A 17,492-nucleotide genomic window follows, 5' to 3' on the forward strand; every position below is an offset into this window, starting at 1 on the left:
ACAGCGCCGGCTGCGGCGCTCCAACCCAGAAAATGCGCCTTCATTTGCACCCTCCTTACCCGACAGGGCCGGAATGCCTTAGCGATTCGCAACGGCCAATTTCCCGAAAGAAATTTGTTGCAATGCGTCACAATATGCTAACCTAGGGTTATTACCTAGTTAGTTACCCTAGTACGGAGTTCACCATCATGGGAATCATCGCCGCCACGCCGATCGCCCTCGTCTCGCTCATCGCCGCCAAGCTGCGCACCGCCACGCGCGATGCCCTCAAGGCACGCGCCAAAGTCAGCGCGCTGATGGCCGAAGCGTATCGCCGGGCGTAATGCTCGAGCGCGGGGACCTGTCCCCGCGCGCCTCATCGCCAAAGCTCGCTTACTGCAACGTATACGCGATCACGTAATCGCCGGCCTTCGTGCCGAGCGACCCGTGTCCGCCCGCCGTTACGAGCAGATATTGCTTGCCGCTCGCATCGGCGTAGCTCATCGGCGTGGCCTGTCCGCCTGCAGGCAGGCGCGCTTCCCACAGCTTCTTGCCGTCGCGCACGTCGTACGCGCGCACGTACTGGTCGAGCGTGCCCGTCAGGAACGCGACGCCGCCCGCCGTCACGATCGTCCCGCCGAGGCTCGGCACGCCGAGCGGCATCGGAATGGGCAAGGGCGCGCTGTCGCGGATCGTGCCGTTCTTGTGCATCCACGCGATCTTGTTCGTGCGCAGATCGACGGCCGCCATATAACCCCACGGCGGCGCCTGGCACGGAATGCCGAGCGGTGAAAGAAACGCGTTGATCTCGTAGCCGAAAGGCGTGCCGCGCGCGAGCTTGATGCCGCTCGTCTCGCTGCCCTTCTTCTCGCCATTGCTTTCCGGAATCCGGTCGCGCGGAATCAGCTTCGACGTGAACGCCATGTAATCCGGATTCGCGATCAGAATCTGCCGCACCGGATCGACCGAAATCCCGCCCCAGTCGAACACGCCGAAATTGCCCGGAAACACCAGCGTGCCCTGCTCCGACGGCGGCGTGAACGGCCCGTCGTAGCGCAGGCTCTTGAACTTGATGCGGCACCAGAGCTGATCGAACGGCGTCGTGCCCCACATGTCCGCTTCCGTCACGCGCGGCGGATTGAAGTTGAGCGCGGAAACGGCCTGCGTCGGCGCGGTGTGATCGCCCTTCGACGCGCCTTGCGGCACCGGCACTTCGTCGATCGGCACGATCGGCTTGCCGGTTTCGCGGTTCAGCACGTAGATGCTGCCTTGCTTCGTCGATGCGATCACCGCCGGCTGCGTGCCCTGCGCGGTCTGCAAGTCGACGAGCGTCGGCTGCCCGCCGACATCCATGTCCCACAGATCGTGATGCGTGAACTGATAGTTCCAGCGCAGCTTGCCCGTCGCGGCATCGAGCGCGACGAGGCCCGCCGCGAACTTCTCGGCCTGCGGCGTGCGCCCGCCGCCCCATTGATCGGGCGTCTGGTTTCCCATCGGCATATAGATCATGCCGCGCTTTTCGTCGACGCTGAACATCGACCACATGTTAGGCGAGTTGCGCACGTAGGTGCCGCCCGGCGCGATCGGCTCGGTGGCGTCCGGGTTGCCCGAGTCCCAGTTCCAGACGAGATGGCCGTCGTTCACGTCGAACGCGCGGATCACGCCTGACGGCTCGTTGTTCGACTCGTTGTCGGTCACGTGGCCGCCGACGATCACGAGATTGCGAAACACCGCCGGCGGCGACGTCGAGTAATAACCGCCCGGCGTGAACGGCCCGATGTTCGCCCGCAGATCCACCGCGCCGTTCTTGCCGAAGCTCGCGCACGGCCTGCCGGTGTCCGCATCGAGCGCGATCAGGCGCGCGTCGGCGGTCGGAAGGAACAGGCGATGCGGACATTCCGCCGTCGCGGTGGTTTGCGCGGGCGTCTGCACGGGCTCGGGCGCCGACGCCGCGGCAGGTTCGGACGCCGCCGCCATTTCCGAGGCAGCAGCAGCGGCAGGCGCGGCAGGTGCGGACATCGGATGCATCGACGCATCGTAGTAAGCGACGCCCCGGCAAGTCATGTGCTCCCAGTGCCTGAATCCGATCGGGCTCTGAAGTTGCGGATCGAAGCGCCATTTCTCCTTACCGCTCGCGGCATCGAGCGCGATCACCTTGCTGTGCGGCGTGCACAGGAAAATCGTGTCGCCGACCTTGAGCGGCGTGTTCTCGTCGGTGGTTTCGGTGGGATCGTCGGCGCCGGGCATGTCGCCGGTGCGATAGGTCCATGCCACTTTCAACTGATGCGCGTTTTGCGGCGTGATCTGCGCGAGCGGCACGTAGCGCTGCGCGAGCGGCGAGCCGCCGTAGTCGATCCAGTCGCCGGGCGCGCGGCCGGTGGCGGCGTTGATATCGGGCTGATTCGCGTCGGCGGCGACATCCACGTCGATGCGGCCGGGCCGGTCATGCGGATGATTGAAAAACGTGCCGATGCCGAGCAGCAGCGCGAGGACGATCGCGGCGGCGAGCGGCGTGCGCGCCGCACGTGCGCTCGCCGGCGGACCGAACAGCGCGCCGCGATGCACGAACGGAATCAGCAGCCAGATCGCGAGCAGCACCCAGATCCACAGGCGCGGCATCAGTTGCCAGAAATCGAAGTGCACTTCGATCACGGCCCAGATCGTCGAGCCGAACAGCACGAGCGCGAAGAGCAATAGCGCGGAGCGCCGCCGAATCAACAGCAAAAGCCCGGTCAGGACGATGGCCGCACCCGCGATCACGTAGTACCACGATCCTTTCAGCGTCACGAGATACGCGCCGCCCGCCGCGAGCAGTGCGCCGATGACGATGAACACGATGGCCGTCAGAAACGTGAGCGGATGAAGTCTTCCGTTGCCAGCCATGCTGAATCCTCCGGTGACGATGAATAGCGGAACACGGCCGGCGCGCGGTCGTGGTTCGGACGCTGTCGCGTCGTGGGAGGGAGCAATCGTTGTGCCGTTTGAGCGGCAGATGGCGCGGGCGAGGCGTGCTTACAGATGACTTTCCGGACAAGGCGCGAGGCGCGCCTGCGGATCAGAGCGGACGCGGCCAGCGCCCGCCCTGAAGATTCGCGGGAATGACGCCGGACACGAACGCCGCCTTCAGATCGGCGCGTTCGGTGAAACGCGGCGCATCGAACCACACCAGAAATTCATCGCGCCAGTTGCCCCACGCGTTTTCGTCGAAGTCGAAATCCTCGTCGATGCGGCCGTTGTCGCGCAGATACGCGCCGACCACTTGCGTGCCATTCCAGTATGCGACGGCGACATCGGTCAGATCGGCGGTCACGCCGCGCGGCAGATCGCGCAGCATCATCGCGACATGCGCCTTGAACGATTTGAATTCGGTCGGTCTCATCGCGTGCTCCGCTTCAAAAAAGTGCGTCAAAAAACCTGCAGGCGGCGTGCTTCTTCAGCCGAAGACGCCCTTGTTCAAATCCTTTTCGAACGCGGCGGTCCAATCCGTGCCGTGTCCAATGCGATATTCGCGCTCCTTCAATGTGGAGCGCCGCGTAATGGTGACGAGGCCCTGCAACGGATAGACATCGTCCACGACATCGGACACGCCGCCTTCCTGCCCGCCTTCCTGCACGAGAAAGTCGCTTTCATCGAGCCGATGGCGCACGAGAATCGCAAGAAAATCCGCTCTCTCGTCCGGTGCGATCACTGTCATGATGGCCTCCACGATCGAACGCTGCTCTCATTCAAAGTAGCACACGCGCGCAGGAACGTCGGCGCATATCTTGCGACAAGCGCGGCAAGGCGCACGGGCACGCGCTCGCTGCCGGAACGCGTGCCGGTTTTTCTTCTTGAGGAGTCGACTACCGATGAAACGCGGAACAATCATTCTTTTCACCGCGGCACTCGTCTTCTGCACGCGCGCGCATGCCGACGATGCCGTGTGCGGCACGCTCGAAAGCGCGACGAACGGGCAAGACGGCATGATCGCGCTGCGCGAAGGGGAAAGCGTGAACTTCTGGCGGGGCGGCACCGTGCGGCACGGCGCGCTGCATGTCTACAAGGACGGCGAGGTGTATCGCGTGTACTGGCAGCCGGAAGGAAGCGGCAACGTGTACGTGCTCGCGAATGAAGGCACGACCAGCGTGCGGCTCATCCTGACGCCGACACGCGGGACGAAAGTCGAAACGGGACCGGGCAGCCTGCCGAAGCAGAACGTGCTGTCCTGTCCCGACCTGTGATGCTTACTTCGGCGCGAGCACCTTGCCGATGGCATCCGCGACGATCTGCACGTTGCTGTCGTTCAGGCCCGCGACGCACATGCGGCCCGAGCGCAGGATATACACGCCGAATTCCTCTTTCAGACGATCCGCCTGCTCCGCGACCAGCCCCGTGTACGTGAACATGCCGCGCTGTTTGATGTAACGCGTGAGCATTTCGCCGCTCACGTGATCCTTCAGGCCGTCGTGGATCGCCTGGCGCATGCGCGCGATGCGCTGGCACATCGACGCGAGCTCGTCCTGCCACGATTGCCTGAGCGCGGGCGTGTTCAGCACCTGCGTGACGATCTTCGCGCCGTGCGTCGGCGGGTTGCTGTAGTTCGCGCGCACCGCGCTCGTCAGCTGGCCGAGCACGCGATCGGCTTCGGCGGTGTCGTCGCAGATCACGTGCAGGCCGCCGCAGCGCTCGCCGTACAGCGAGAAATTCTTCGAGAACGAATTGGCGATGAACGCCGGCACGCCGCGCCGCGCGAGTTCGCGCACGGCGAACGCGTCGTCGTCCAGACCCGAGCCGAAGCCCTGATACGCCATGTCGACGAAGGGGAGCAGATCGCGCTTCTGCAGCACGTCGATGATCTTCACCCACTGCGACTCATCGAGATCGACGCCCGTCGGGTTATGACAGCACGCGTGCAGCAGAACCACGCTCTTCGCAGGCAGCTTGTCGATGGCCGCGAGCATCGCGTCGAACCGCAGGCCGCCCGTGGCTTCGTCGTAGTACGGGTACGTGTTCACCTCGAAGCCCGCGCGCTCGAAGATGAAGCGATGGTTCTCCCACGTCGGATCGCTCACCCATACTTTCGACTGCGGGAAATAGCGCTTGATGAAATCGGCGCCCACTTTGAGCGCGCCCGAGCCGCCGAGCGTCTGTACGGTCGCGATGCGGCCGTCGGCGCGCGCGGGGCTGTCGTTGCCGAACACGAGCGCCTGCACCGCGTCGCGATACTGCGCGAAACCGGCCATCGGCAGATACGGCTTCGGGCCGAGATCCTTCAGGATCGACAGTTCCGCTTCGCGCACCGCCTGCATCACGGGCAGGCGGCCTTCGTCGTCGAAGTAGATGCCGATGCTCAAATTGACCTTGTCGGTGCGCGGGTCCTTCTGGAAGTTTTCGTTCAGCGAGAGGATCGGGTCGCCGGGGTAGGCATCGATGTGTTCGAACATGGTGATTTGATAAGGACGAGGGATCAGCGAGATTGAAGGCGATCGGCGCGACTCGCGTCACCGCCCCTTTTTTTGAGATAGTAGCCGATTCCGAGAACGGCCAGCCAAACGGGAATCAGGTACACGGACAGGCGCAGGTCGGGCGTTTCGAACATCACCCACACGATGCCCGCGAGAAACGCCAGCACGATGTAGTTCGAAAGCGGATGGCCGAAGCTCGGAAACGCCGTCGGCTTACCGTTCGCGCGCTTATGGCGACGGAACATGAGGTGGATGATGCTGATCATCGCCCAGTTGATGACGAGCGCCGATACCGCGAGGCCCATCAGCAGGCCGAATGCGCGTCCGGGAATGATGTAGTTGATCACGACGCACGCCGCCGTCACGATCGCCGACACCGCGAGCGCCGCGAGCGGAATGCCGCGCCCGCTCACGTTGAGCAGCGCGCGCGGCGCGTTGCCTTGCTGCGCGAGGCCGTACAGCATGCGGCTGTTCGCATAGACGCCGCTGTTGTACACGGACAGCGCGGCCGTCAGCACGATCACATTGAGCACGTTCGCGATCAGCGTGCTGTTCATCTCGCGGAAGATCAGCACGAACGGGCTTCCGCCGGTCGCGACCTTGTCCCACGGATAAAGCGAAAGCAGCACGCCGAGCGCGCCGACGTAAAAAATGAGAATGCGATAGATGACCTGATTGGTCGCGCGCGGAATGCTGTGCGACGGATCTTCCGCTTCCGCCGCCGTGATACCGACGAGTTCGAGCCCGCCGAACGAGAACATGATGACGGCCATCGACATCACGAGCCCGCTCACGCCGTGCGGGAAGAAGCCGCCGAGCCGCCACAGGTTCGCGACGCCCGCCTCCGGCCCCGCCTTGCCCGACGCGAGCAGATAGCCGCCGAACAGAATCATCCCGACGATCGCCGCCACCTTGACGATCGCGAACCAGAACTCCGTCTCGCCGTAGGATTTCACGCTCGTCAGGTTGATCGCGTTGACGATCACGAAGCACGCGAGCGCCGATATCCATGTCGGCAGACCCGGCCACCAGTACTGCATGTAAATGCCGATCGCCGAAAGCTCGGCCATGCTCACCAGGATGTAAATGGCCCAGTAATTCCAGCCGGAGATGAACCCGGCGGCGTGGCCCCAGTATTTGTCGGCGAAGTGGCTGAACGAACCGGCCACCGGTTCGTCGACGATCATCTCGCCCAGTTGCCGCATGATGAAAAACGCCATCAGACCGGCGATCGCATAGCCGAGCAGCACGGACGGGCCGGCGAGCTCGATCGTCTGCGCGACGCCCAGAAAAAGACCCGTGCCGATCGCTCCGCCGAGCGCGATCAGTTGAATGTGACGGCTCTTGAGCCCGCGATGGAGTGTTTCGTTGTGAGGTACTTCGTTTTTCTTGCCGGACATCATTGTTCGCCGCCTGTTTCGCTGCTTGCTAACCGCAAAAATTACCGCTTTTTGTAGTACCGTACGAGGCCTGTGTCATTTCGCCCACTTTCCACGCTACTTCTCAGATAAAAACTGTTGTTTTTTAGTGCGGATGGCCCCACAGGCCGATGGAAAAAAGGCCGATTATCTACGGACGGATCTGCGATTTTACCGCCCGACGCGCCGAAGAGCCTTGATGGGCGGACCTGTCGCAGAGATGCACGTTTCTTCAGATCCGCACAACAAACGATTTGAGGCCGGAATCAGGTGTTGTTCGGAGGATTGCCCGGCGTCCCACGGCGAGAGAATCACATCATCCACTCACGACGGGGTCGCCATGTATCAGACGATGGAAGGAAACGCCAGGCCGCATCGAACGGCGCAGTGTTTCTCGGAAGGATCGCAGGACAGCACGCCGGCCACGCAAGCCGAGCTGCTGCGCGCGCTTCAGTCGGTATCGGACAACATCATGCGACTCGCCGGCAAGCTGCACGCCGACCGCGACGCCACCGACGACGATGCCGACGCGATCATCCAGCAGAACGCGCTTGCGGAGCAGTTGATCGGCCGGTTGCTGGCAATGCCCGCGTCGCAGACGTGAGAGCGGAAAGATAGGACCAAGCGCGGAAGCGGCCACGGCCGCCCGCGTACATCGGGGAAGGGAAATGAGCTACTTGACCATCATCGCGGCTGTCTGGGGAATTTGCGCGATTTGCGCGGTGCTGTTCATCCGCGGCGCGGCGCAGCGCAATCAGGAACCGTTGCGCGTGCAGAGCGCACGCGAACACAACGCGAACGGCCCGAAGGACTACGGCCGTCCGGTCTGAACCGATGTAGCCGGCGAGGCCTGAGCGCCTCGCCACGGAAGCATTCCTGCTGGTGTTGCCGCCGCCGCTGCGGTTACTTACCTGCGTTGCCCGCGTTGATCGCGGACACCGCCGCGCGCAGGCCGAGCAGGTAGCTGTCCACGCCAAAGCCGGAAATCTGCCCCTTCGCGATTTCCGCGAACACCGATTTGTGGCGGAATTCCTCCCGCGCGTGCACATGCGACATGTGCACTTCGATGACCGGCGCCGTCAGAATGGCGAGCGCATCGCGGATCGCGTAGCTGTAATGCGTCCATGCGCCCGCGTTGATCACGATCGCATCGATCTTCTCCTCGAATGCCCGATGAATACGCGAGCACATCTCGCCTTCGATGTTCGTCTGGTAGCACTCCACGTCCACGCCCAGTTCCTTGCCCAGCGCGGCCATTTGCTCGTCGATTTGCGCGAGCGTCGCCGTGCCGTACTGCTTCGGGTCGCGCTTGCCGAACATGTTGAGGTTGACGCCGTGCAGCGTCAGGATCTTTGCCATGAGTTTTCCTTGCGTGTGGAGGGTTAAGCTGTTTCGACGATGTTGCCCGTGCTGGCCGCCAGCACGATGGCCTCGGTAATCCGCAGATTCTGCAGGCCGTCGCGCGCGCTGACAATAGGCTCGGCTTCCCCGCGCGCCACGCGCCCGAAATGTTCCATCTGATGCGCGAGCGGATCGTCGCGCCGCATCGGCACGATGCTTTCCTCGAACGGCTTCCACCATGAGCGGTCCTCTGCCTTCGCGTAGGACTTGAGGCGCATCGTCGGCACCGAGAGGGAGCCGAAGGTGCCCGCGATCACGTAGCAGTCTTCCTCCGGATAAGTCGAGTAGGCCTTGTTCTCCTGCGAGGTCTGCTCCCAGCTGCGCGGGCACGCGGCCGTGTCGGACAGCATGAAGGTGCCGAGCGCGCCGCTCGCGAAGCGCAGATTGATCGCGACCGTATCTTCCACGGGAAAGCCGCGCGTGGCGTGGGAAGCGAACGCCTGCACCGCGACGATATCGCCGCACAGCATGCGCAGGTTGTGCACCTCGTGGATCATGTTGAGCAGGATCGGGCCGCCGCCCGGCTCGCGCCGCCACGGCGCGCTGGCGTAATACTCGTCGGGCTTGAAGAACACGGCGCTGCCCATCACCGCGACGAGCTTGCCGAGCCGCCCTTCGTCGATCACCTGCTTCGCGCGCGCCATGATCGGGCTGTGCGCGCGATGATGCCCGATCAGCACTTTCACGCCCGAGCGTTCGGTTTCATCGACGAGCGCCTGGGCCTCTTCGACGGTCGGCGCGATCGGCTTTTCGAGCAGCGTCGGCACGCCCGCCGCGAGACAGATGCGCGCATGCTCCACATGCAACTGATTCGGCGTCGCGAGCACGATGCCGTCGGGGCGATCTTTCGCGATCAGCTCATCGAGCGTCCTGTAGAGCGGCACGCCCGCTTTCGCGGCGATATCGGCCGCGGCGGGCGCCGGATCGACGATCGCGGAGAGCGTGCAGGTCGCGCTCGTCTGCGCGACGCCCATATGCGCCTGTCCGATGTAGCCCGCGCCTGCCACTGCAATCCGCGTCTTGCCTGAGTCTGTGTTCACCTGAATTCACCATTGTCGAAAAAAAGCGCGCACGGGGGCACGCGGACGGCGCGGTCAAGCGCCGCCGTGAGGAAAGTCTGTCGATCGAAGGGGATTTAAGAAACGCGCGCGTTCGCGACCGATTCCGCGCGCAGGCGGTCGTACTCCGCCTTCTCGACCGGCCGCGCGTTCGGCTCGCCGAGCTGGCTGAGCGGAATGCGATACGTCTCCCGCGCGCTCCAGGCGGCGATCGCGGCGATGATCGTCACGGCGAGCGTGATCGAGCCGATCGTGAACGGAATATTGGTGGCTCCCGGCGGCGCGACGGTTGCGAACAGCGCGGGCAGCAGCGCCGTGATCGTCGTGCCGACGTTCTGCGAGATCGCCATGGCGGAGACCCGCGTGCGCGTCGGAAAGAGCTCGGGATAGAAGCTCGGGAAGATCGCGTTATAGCCCTGATAGACGATGCCCCACATCAGCAGCGACGCGATGATCGCGAGCCCGACGCTCTGAATGCTGATCGCATAGAGATACACATACGACAGCAGCCCCGATGCGATCGCGCCGACGATGATCGGCGGCTTGCGCCCGATTTTGTCGGAGAGATTGCCGACCAGCGGAATCACGACCACGGCGAGAATATTGCCGACGACCGGAATCCACAGATACACGCTCTTGTGGAAACCGATGCCGTAGGCCGCCTGCACCGCATACGCCGCGCCGAAGATGGTCGCGACCACGGGAATCACGTTCATCAGCGCCATGCAGACGACGCGGATCATGTCGGCGAGGTTGTACTTGAAGGCATCGACGATCGGCGAGCGCGGCACCGCGCCCTTCTCGCCTTCCTTCTCGAAGGCGGGCGTCTCATGCACTTCGCGGCGGATGATGTAGCCCGCGACCAGCACGAACGCCGAGAGCAGGAACGGAATGCGCCAGCCCCATGAGTTGAACGCGTCCTCGGGCATGTAGTACGCGAGCGGCAGGAACACGGCGGCGGCGAGAATCTGCCCGGCCTGCACCCCCTGGAGCGTGAAGCTCGCGAAGAAGCCGCGCCGGCCGAAAGGCGCGTGCTCCAGGATCATCGAGCTCGCGCCGGAGATTTCGCCCGCGACGGCGAAGCCCTGGACGAGGCGCAGGATCACGAGCAGCGTCGGCGCGAGCATGCCGACGCTGTGATACGTCGGCAGCAGGCCGACGGCCATCGTCGAGAAGCCCATCAGGAACATGCACAGCACGAGCACGGTCTTGCGGCCGTGCGTGTCGCCCCAGTGGCCGAGCACGAACGCGCCGATCGGCCGCGCGACATAGCCGACGCCATATGTGGCGAGCGACGCGACGATCGCCACTTTCGGGTTGCCCGACGGAAAGAAGAGCTGCGGAAAGATCAGCGCGGCGGCCTGCGCGTAGATGAAGAAGTCGTAGTACTCGAGCGCGGAGCCGATCCAGCCGCTCGCGGTGGCCTTCTTCGTCTGCTTGTGGTGCTCGGCGTGCGACCCGCCCTTTGCACCGGGTGAGAGGTTCGTGTCCATGACGTCTCCTTTTATGGGATCGCCCGACGGCTTCGGCGGCCATCGTCGCGACGATGTTCCTACATCGATATCACAGCTGCCCTTCTTCCTTCTCGGCGGACGACATCCGGTGCGCGCGCAGCGGACATCCATTCATGATCGTCTCTGATACGAAAGCTTTCGATGAGGCAAAACCCGCGCGCCCGCTGCGAGATGAAGAGATTGAGCGATAAATTACTATGTCCGCGCGAAAACATAATCTGGCTCCAAGGAAAATCAGAGTGTGCCCGGAGCGAATAATCGACGCCGAAACCAAGTCGCCGCTAAGTTTTGCCTAAAGCTTGTGCAGACGCGGCCGTATACACGAGTACCGGCGGTGACCGCATCGCTGCCGACCTCTCCTCTTCGTCCTCTCGCTGGCCCCGTTTTCCGTATGTCAGGCAACCCGTCGTTGATCGATTCGATTCTGGCCACGCCGGCGACAGAGGACGGGCGCATCACGCCCGCCATCCGGGCATCGCTTCTGTCGACGCTCGTCGAGGACGTCCGTCCGCTGCTGTTGTCGGGGCTGTCCGGCGCTTTTGTCGCGCTGACCGCGCTCGGACGCCAGCAGGCGCTCTGGACGATCCTCTGGGTCGCCGCCGATGCGCTCCTGCTCGCCACGCGCCTTTCCATCGTGAGCCGCTTTCGCGCGCTGCGACGCGCGGGCGCGCCGCAGCCCGGCCCGTGGGCCGCGCGCTATGCGCCGTTCGGACTCGCGGCGTGTCTCGTGACCGGCCTCGGCGCGATGGCCTGCGTGATCTCCGGCGACGCCGTGCTCGCATCGCTCGCGATCATGGTGACGGCGGGCCTGCTCGGCGGCGTCGCGTCGCGCAACGCGGGCACGCCGCATCTGGCGATCGCGCAGGTGTGCCTCGGCGCGCTGCCGATCGGCGTCGGCGGGCTGTTCGGGCCTCCCGGTTACTGGATTGTCGTGCCTCCGCTCTTTCTCTACGTCGCCGCGATGTATGCGGTCGTGCAGCGCCACTATCGCGGTCTGGTCGCATTGATGACCGCCGAACAGGGTCACGCCGAAATCGCCGCGCGCTTCGACGCCGCGCTCGCGCACGTGCCGCATGGCCTCTGCACCGTGGATGCGTCGGGCAAGGTGGTGATCGCGAACCGCAAGGCGGCGGAACTGTTCGGCGCGACCGTCGACATGCTGCGGCTGAACGTTTCGTTGCCGGAATTCATCGGCTATGTCGGGTTCGCGAAGTTCGGCGAGTCGATGCGTGCGCAGTTCGCCGAGCGTTGCGCGCAGTGGCTCGAGGAAGGCGGCCTGCCGCTCGATCTGCCGCTGCGCGACGGCCGTCAGCTCGAACTGAGCCGCAACCCGGTGCCGGACGGCAGCGCGGTGATCATCATCGAGGACGTGACGGAGCGCCGCAAAGCCGAAGCGCAGATCCTGCACTGGGCGCATCACGATTCGCTCACGGGCCTGCCGAACCGGCGCTATCTCGGCGATCACGCCGAGCGTCTGATGGCGGGCGGGGCCGGCCGCGAAAAAGTGATGGTGATGTATGTCGATCTCGACGGCTTCAAGCGCGTGAACGACACGCACGGCCACAACGCGGGCGACGAGCTGCTGAAGCTCGCCGCCGACCGCCTGCGCAACGCAATGCGCCGCGGCGAGCTGGCCGCGCGCCTCGGCGGCGACGAATTCGCGATCGTCGCGACCTACATCGCGGATGCGTCGAGCGCGGCCTTCGCCCGCAAGATCATTCGCGAGTTGTCGGTGCCCTACGCGCTCGCGGGCGGGCAGACGATGCGCGTGGGCGTGAGCGTCGGCATCGCGCTCGCGCGGTCGGGCGAATCGTTCGAAAGCGCATTGAAGCGCGCCGATGACGCGTTGTACGACGCGAAATCCGCGGAGCGCGGCGGATACCGGTTTTCAGATGGCGACGGCGAAGCCGTGGCGAACGAGGAGCAGGCCATCGGCGCATTGGCCGATCGGGGCCGCGCCTGGTAGACGCCGCTGCGCGTCATCCCTTTCCGGCAGCGACTAGCCTTGCGCCTGCAGCACCCCATGCTGCAGATCGCGAAGCTCGATGAGATCGCTTCGGATCAGCGAGACGAACGTTTCGACATCTTCTCCCCAGCTACCCGTCTCTCTCAGCAGACTGCGCAATTCCTCGCATTCGTCATAGAGCATCGACGGCCCGAGCACCGACAGACCGCCCGAGATCCGATGCGCCCATCGGCGCAGCTTCGCCACATCGCGCGCTTCGCAGACCACATCGAGCGCGACGATATCCTCGTCGATCTGCTGCACGATGTCGCGCACATACGCAAAGGGAACGGCAGGCAGGCGCGGCGGCAGATCGTCCCCGTGATGGTCCGTCTGCGGCGCTTGCCCCTGCGCGTCGGCGCGCGGGCTCGCCGAGGCCGGCAGGACGCCGGCCAGGACCGCGAGCGGAACCGGCTTGGTCAGGTAATCGGTGAACCCCAGGGCGCGGCCGTTCTCCACATCCTTGGCGCTCGCGCTCGCGCTCACCGCATAGACCGGCATGGACGGATCGAGCGCGCGAATCGCGGCGAGCAGTTCGGCTCCGCTCATCTTCGGCATGTCCATGTCCGTCAGCACGATGCTCACGCGGTTCTTGCGCAGCAGTTCGAGCGCCGCCTCGCCGTCCGCCGCTTCCAGCACCGATGCGCCCAGCGTCAGCAGTTGATCGCGCAGCAGGCTGCGGTTCAGACGGTTGTCCTCCGCGATCAGCACCGTCGGGCCTGCCCTGCGCGGCGCCGCGAAAGCTTCTGCGTCGGCCGCGGCTTCTCCGGCATTCGCGCCCCCGCGGTGCCGTTGTCCCTTGATGATCTGCACGGCCTCGCCGAATCCCTTGAGGCTGAGCGTGCTGACTTCGAGCAGACCGTCTGCGTTGACGGCCGGCACCAGCGGCCCGCTCTGCGACAGACGAATGACGCGCGCCCGATCGCGCCAGACGGCCGCGATTTCCTGATCGGTGAATTCGTCCGTCACAACGAGATATTCGCAATGCCCGATATCCACTGCCGCGCCCGCGTTCGCGATGTAGGTCGGTGCGCTTTCGTCCTTGTCATACAGACTGTCCAGCCACTCGCGATATTCGCTCGCGCGGCACATGATGGCGGGGCGTCCGCCGAGCGGTGCGTCGTTTTGATCGAACGCGGCCTCGTCCGCGCGCAATGGCAGCGACACGGTGATGCGCGTGCCGACGCCTTCGGTGCTCTCCAGCGCGATGTTCCCTTTCATGAGCTGGCAAAGCCGCACGCAGATCGATAGTCCGAGCCCCGTGCCGCGCGCTTGCGTCAGCCGATGCGAATCGCCCTGCATGAACGGCTGAAACAGCATCTCCTGCTGCTGCTCCGGAATACCGATACCCGAATCGGCCACGCTCAGTTCGAGTACGCCGTTGGTCCATCGCGCGCGCACGACGATCTTGCCGGAATACGTGAACTTGAGCGCGTTGCCCAGGAGATTGTTGAGAATCTGCGACAGACGGATCGGATCGAAGAACAGCTTGCGCGGACACGTGCGATCGATCACCACGAAAAGCCGCAAGCCCTGCCGGTTCGCGATCGGCGCATGCGCCGCCAGCACCTTCACGATGAGCTCGCGAATCGAACCCCATTCCTCCGAAAGCCGCATCTCTCCGATGTCCATCTTCGAGAAATCGAGGACGTCGTTGACGACTTGCAGCAGCGCATTCGCCGATGCCTGCATGGCCTGCACGCGCGCTTCCTGTTCCGCCGCGAGCGGTCCGAGCGCCACGAGCTCCAGATTGCCGACGAGCGACGACAAGGGCGTCCTGATTTCGTGGCTCATCGACGCAAAGAAGCTCAGTTTGGCTTTGCTCACCGCCTCGCTGGTTTCCTTCGCGGCGCGCAGGAGATTTTCGACCTCGTGCTGCTCGGTGACGTCGACGATCGCGCAAAACAGCACATCGGTCTTGTTCAGGATCGCCGACGTGTAGGAGATCTTCAGGTGCGACGCGGCGGCGTCCGGCCTGAAGAAGGAAAACGATAATTCCTTGATGTCCGATGCCGCGCCTTCCTTCGGCGGCTCGACGCCGTTCCGCTCGAAGGCCTCGCACAGCGCAGGAGGCAGAGGCTTCGCCGGGTCGTCCAGATCGAGCAGTCTGCGCGCCACCTGGTTCGCCGCCACGATATGGAAATCGGCCCGCAACGCGATGCACAGCCCGACGGGCGTTGCATGCACCAGCAGATGATTGAGAATTTCGCCTTCGACGGCGCGGCACGCCTGCTCGTAAGTGCGCGTCAGGATTCGATGGTTCCAGAAGCGGTACATGACCAGCAGCATGCCGATGAGCGACGTGGTCACGAGCACGATGATGATCAACTCCGTGCGCTTCGCTTTCAACTCCGCCCGAAAAGGCAGCGCGAGCACGATGCGGCCGATCCCGAGCGCGAGCGGATCCATCCGCGCTCCCCAGCCGAATCCGGGCATCCAGTGATACATGGACGTCTCTGCGCGCTTCAGTTGTTGCTCGGCATGGCGCGTGTACTCGCTTGCGTTGCCCGCCAGGGCGTTGCCATTCGCATCGAAGATCGCGATCTGCGACTCGAACGAATCCGCGATGATGCCCTTCAGGACGTTCTCCAGCACCACCCTCGTGTACACCAGCCCATAGGGCTCGCCATCCTTCGCGACGACCATGAACATCACGACGGTGGGCCGCCGGAACAACTGGGGCTGCGAGATGAACCACATCACGCGATGCTGACGCGCGGCGTCGAGCGGCGAGATCGAGTGGACGGTCATGTAGAGCTTCGCGGCCTGGGCGAGGGTGACCGAGCGAGCAGAGGACTCGGCCTGCATTTGCACGTCGTAAAGGAAATCGATGCCATACGCGGCCGTTCCGTCATACGAGGAAAAAAGCAGGACGACGGGCGTGGAATCTCGTGCGATCGACTGCAGCGCGGCCTTGCACGTCCGCAGCAAGGCGATGTCCTCACGATTCTCCGAGAACCGCTGACATCCCTCGTCCCTGGCGGGGTTATGGGCGGCGGTTGGCGCCGAACCCGCGTTCATCAACTCGAGCAGCAAGGCGGCCGTGCTGAGCATGTTGAATCGGCTGAAAATCGCCTGATTGACGTTGCGAAGCATGGTCTGCGCATTTTCATGCTCGCTCCTCAATGTCCGGAGAGCCAGATTGTAGGTCGCGGCTCCCGCCCCGCAGAGCGCGGTGAAGATCAGCAATCCCACCACGACTGCGAATATGCGTCGCTCCCTGATGAGATTTCTTTCCAGCATCCGCAGCATCTGCAGAGGCGAATCCTGCGACGCGGCGAAAAAGCGCTCCATCAGGCTAGCCCGGTTCTCACTGCGTACTTGACCAGATCCACATGGTTTTCTATGTGCAGCTTGCGCATGGCGGATCGCTTCTGCGTGGCGACGGTGGGCACGGACCGGCTCAGCGTGCGCGCGATCTCCGTCACCGAAAGTCCTTGCGCGAACAGCCGCACGACTTCCAGTTCGCGCGGCGAGAGCGGCTGTTCGCGCGCGAGATCCTTCGTGGTCGAGCCTTCCCTCGCCAGACGAAGCTGAATCTTCGGCGAGACGATGGTTTCTTTCGCAACCAGCGCCCGTATGCTGATCTGCGCGAGTTCGCTCGGCGGTTCCTCCTTGCTCACGATCGCCGCGACGCCGAGCTTGCATAGCTCATGAAACATGTCGCCGCTCGTCATCATCGTGACGACGACGATCGGAATCTGGGGATGCGAGCGGCGCAATCTGCTCACGAGGCGCAAGCCATCCAATTCGACGTCCTCATCGCCCTGCATGACGAGATCGGTGATGATGAGGTCGACGGGTTCCGCATCGACGACACGAATCAACTCCGCGCCCGAGCTCACCATGGCTCCGATAACGTAACCGGGAAGTTTGGAAAACTGATCAGACAGGGCCAAGAGGACGATGGGGTGATCGTCGGCCAGCACCACGCGAACCGTACGCATGGTTCCATTCATGGGCGCACCACTGCAATGATGTCTCGTCTCTGCAATGAAAGATGAAACAGACACGTGCTCCTTCTTGAAACGTGAAACGGACGAACGACGTATGTCAGCAACACGGCCCCCGAATGAACATGTACTCGTGGAACTGATTGTAGGTCACGCCCGATGCCATGGAAAGAACGCGGACCGAGTACAGCCGACGCCCGGCCGCCCTCGAGCCCGCATCCCCTTCCGTCCGTTCGTCGCGATCCGCACAGTCCGCTTCCAGCCGACAGCCGAGTTGCGTACGGCCGCCGTCGCACAGGTCGCAAGCGGAGGCCTGGCTTCGGCACTTCCGTGCGCCCGCATGCTCCTGAACCCGTGTCGGCCGCAGCGCTGCACGCCGCAACGCATGCAGCGGCATGACCACGTCCTCGCTTCTGCGGCTTTCCACCAGCAACATCGCGGCGATGGAGATCATGCACAGCGAGCACAGGATGGCGACGATCAGGATCACCGTCGAGGCCGCGTCGCTCAGGGCGAGACCGATGAGCAGGAACAACGACAACGCAAAAAAGACCGACACCAGGATCACGGCATGGCGGCCAACTCTCTTGCGGCATGCGCGGAACAATCCGCCAATGAAATTGGACGCTGACATACTGAGTACCTGGATAGGATAAAGCTGTGCATCGTTTCGGCCAGGACGCGAGGCATTCCGTGGAAACCTGCGCCGGTTGCAAAAGA

At 63.9% G+C, this 17,492-nt stretch carries 16 protein-coding genes; 5 read left to right on the forward strand and 11 right to left on the reverse strand.

All coding sequences use genetic code 11. From position 1 onward, the window contains the following. The first annotated feature begins 188 nt into the window (after positions 1-188). A complete protein-coding gene (locus AWB78_RS49365) occupies positions 189-323 on the forward strand; it encodes a hypothetical protein (protein WP_269768948.1) in 135 nt (44 codons plus the stop codon). A gap of 49 nt (positions 324-372) precedes the next feature. Here the strand turns inward: AWB78_RS49365 and AWB78_RS22835 are convergent, their stop codons facing one another. The 3 genes from AWB78_RS22835 to AWB78_RS22845 all read right to left on the reverse strand — a co-directional run bounded on the left by AWB78_RS22835 (position 373) and on the right by AWB78_RS22845 (position 3,673). Next, positions 373-2,862: a glucose/quinate/shikimate family membrane-bound PQQ-dependent dehydrogenase gene (locus tag AWB78_RS22835; RefSeq protein ID WP_062608264.1), complete on the reverse strand. Its 2,490-nt coding sequence runs from the start codon at positions 2,860-2,862 to the stop codon at positions 373-375. Between the two features lie 172 nt (positions 2,863-3,034). Beyond that, positions 3,035-3,358 carry a hypothetical protein gene (locus AWB78_RS22840; protein WP_062608265.1) on the reverse strand — a complete coding sequence of 108 codons (324 nt, stop codon included), beginning with the start codon at positions 3,356-3,358 and terminating at the stop codon, positions 3,035-3,037. Positions 3,359-3,412: 54 nt separating this feature from the next. Then, positions 3,413-3,673 carry a hypothetical protein gene (locus tag AWB78_RS22845; protein ID WP_062608266.1) on the reverse strand — a complete coding sequence of 87 codons (261 nt, stop codon included), beginning with the start codon at positions 3,671-3,673 and terminating at the stop codon, positions 3,413-3,415. 154 nt (positions 3,674-3,827) lie between these two features. Between AWB78_RS22845 and AWB78_RS22850 the strand changes: the two genes are divergently transcribed. Continuing rightward, entirely contained in the window at positions 3,828-4,199 is a 372-nt protein-coding gene (locus AWB78_RS22850) for a hypothetical protein (protein ID WP_062608267.1), read from the forward strand. 3 nt (positions 4,200-4,202) lie between these two features. Here the strand turns inward: AWB78_RS22850 and AWB78_RS22855 are convergent, their stop codons facing one another. Together AWB78_RS22855 and AWB78_RS22860 are read right to left on the reverse strand one after the other, a co-directional pair. Beyond that, the gene (locus AWB78_RS22855; RefSeq protein ID WP_062608268.1) at positions 4,203-5,402 is read right to left on the reverse strand and encodes an amino acid aminotransferase; all 1,200 of its coding nucleotides are present in this window, start codon (positions 5,400-5,402) and stop codon (positions 4,203-4,205) included. 23 nt (positions 5,403-5,425) lie between these two features. After that, positions 5,426-6,826 (reverse strand): amino acid permease, encoded by a 1,401-nt coding sequence (locus AWB78_RS22860; RefSeq protein WP_062608269.1) that lies wholly within the window; start codon positions 6,824-6,826, stop codon positions 5,426-5,428. A gap of 214 nt (positions 6,827-7,040) precedes the next feature. Here AWB78_RS22860 and AWB78_RS22865 point away from each other — a divergent pair, with 214 nt between their 5' ends. Together AWB78_RS22865 and AWB78_RS47700 are read left to right on the forward strand one after the other, a co-directional pair. Then, entirely contained in the window at positions 7,041-7,445 is a 405-nt protein-coding gene (locus AWB78_RS22865; RefSeq protein WP_232477798.1) for a hypothetical protein, read from the forward strand. Between the two features lie 64 nt (positions 7,446-7,509). Continuing rightward, positions 7,510-7,671, forward strand: a complete 162-nt coding sequence (locus tag AWB78_RS47700) for a hypothetical protein (protein ID WP_198399325.1) — start codon at positions 7,510-7,512, stop codon at positions 7,669-7,671. Positions 7,672-7,744: 73 nt separating this feature from the next. Here the strand turns inward: AWB78_RS47700 and aroQ are convergent, their stop codons facing one another. From aroQ to AWB78_RS22880, 3 genes are all read right to left on the reverse strand, one after another. Beyond that, entirely contained in the window at positions 7,745-8,200 is a 456-nt protein-coding gene (aroQ, locus tag AWB78_RS22870) for a type II 3-dehydroquinate dehydratase (RefSeq protein ID WP_062608271.1), read from the reverse strand. A gap of 23 nt (positions 8,201-8,223) precedes the next feature. After that, positions 8,224-9,282, reverse strand: coding sequence for a Gfo/Idh/MocA family protein (locus AWB78_RS22875; protein WP_269768949.1), 1,059 nt, complete (start codon positions 9,280-9,282; stop codon positions 8,224-8,226). A 95-nt stretch (positions 9,283-9,377) separates the two neighbouring features. Continuing rightward, the gene (locus AWB78_RS22880; protein ID WP_062608272.1) at positions 9,378-10,793 is read right to left on the reverse strand and encodes an MFS transporter; all 1,416 of its coding nucleotides are present in this window, start codon (positions 10,791-10,793) and stop codon (positions 9,378-9,380) included. A 412-nt stretch (positions 10,794-11,205) separates the two neighbouring features. Between AWB78_RS22880 and AWB78_RS22885 the strand changes: the two genes are divergently transcribed. Continuing rightward, complete coding sequence (locus AWB78_RS22885) at positions 11,206-12,780, forward strand: sensor domain-containing diguanylate cyclase (RefSeq protein WP_063959007.1); 1,575 nt, start codon at positions 11,206-11,208, stop codon at positions 12,778-12,780. A gap of 33 nt (positions 12,781-12,813) precedes the next feature. Here AWB78_RS22885 and AWB78_RS22890 read toward each other — a convergent pair whose 3' ends face one another. From AWB78_RS22890 to AWB78_RS22900, 3 genes are all read right to left on the reverse strand, one after another. Continuing rightward, the gene (locus AWB78_RS22890) at positions 12,814-15,915 is read right to left on the reverse strand and encodes a hybrid sensor histidine kinase/response regulator (protein WP_198399326.1); all 3,102 of its coding nucleotides are present in this window, start codon (positions 15,913-15,915) and stop codon (positions 12,814-12,816) included. A gap of 197 nt (positions 15,916-16,112) precedes the next feature. After that, complete coding sequence (locus tag AWB78_RS22895; RefSeq protein ID WP_232477799.1) at positions 16,113-16,766, reverse strand: response regulator; 654 nt, start codon at positions 16,764-16,766, stop codon at positions 16,113-16,115. Positions 16,767-16,872: 106 nt separating this feature from the next. Then, complete coding sequence (locus tag AWB78_RS22900; protein WP_062608274.1) at positions 16,873-17,406, reverse strand: hypothetical protein; 534 nt, start codon at positions 17,404-17,406, stop codon at positions 16,873-16,875. Between the last annotated feature and the right edge of the window lie 86 nt (positions 17,407-17,492).

The organism is Caballeronia calidae (assembly GCF_900044055.2).
GTDB classification, from domain to species: Bacteria; Pseudomonadota; Gammaproteobacteria; order Burkholderiales; family Burkholderiaceae; genus Caballeronia; species Caballeronia calidae.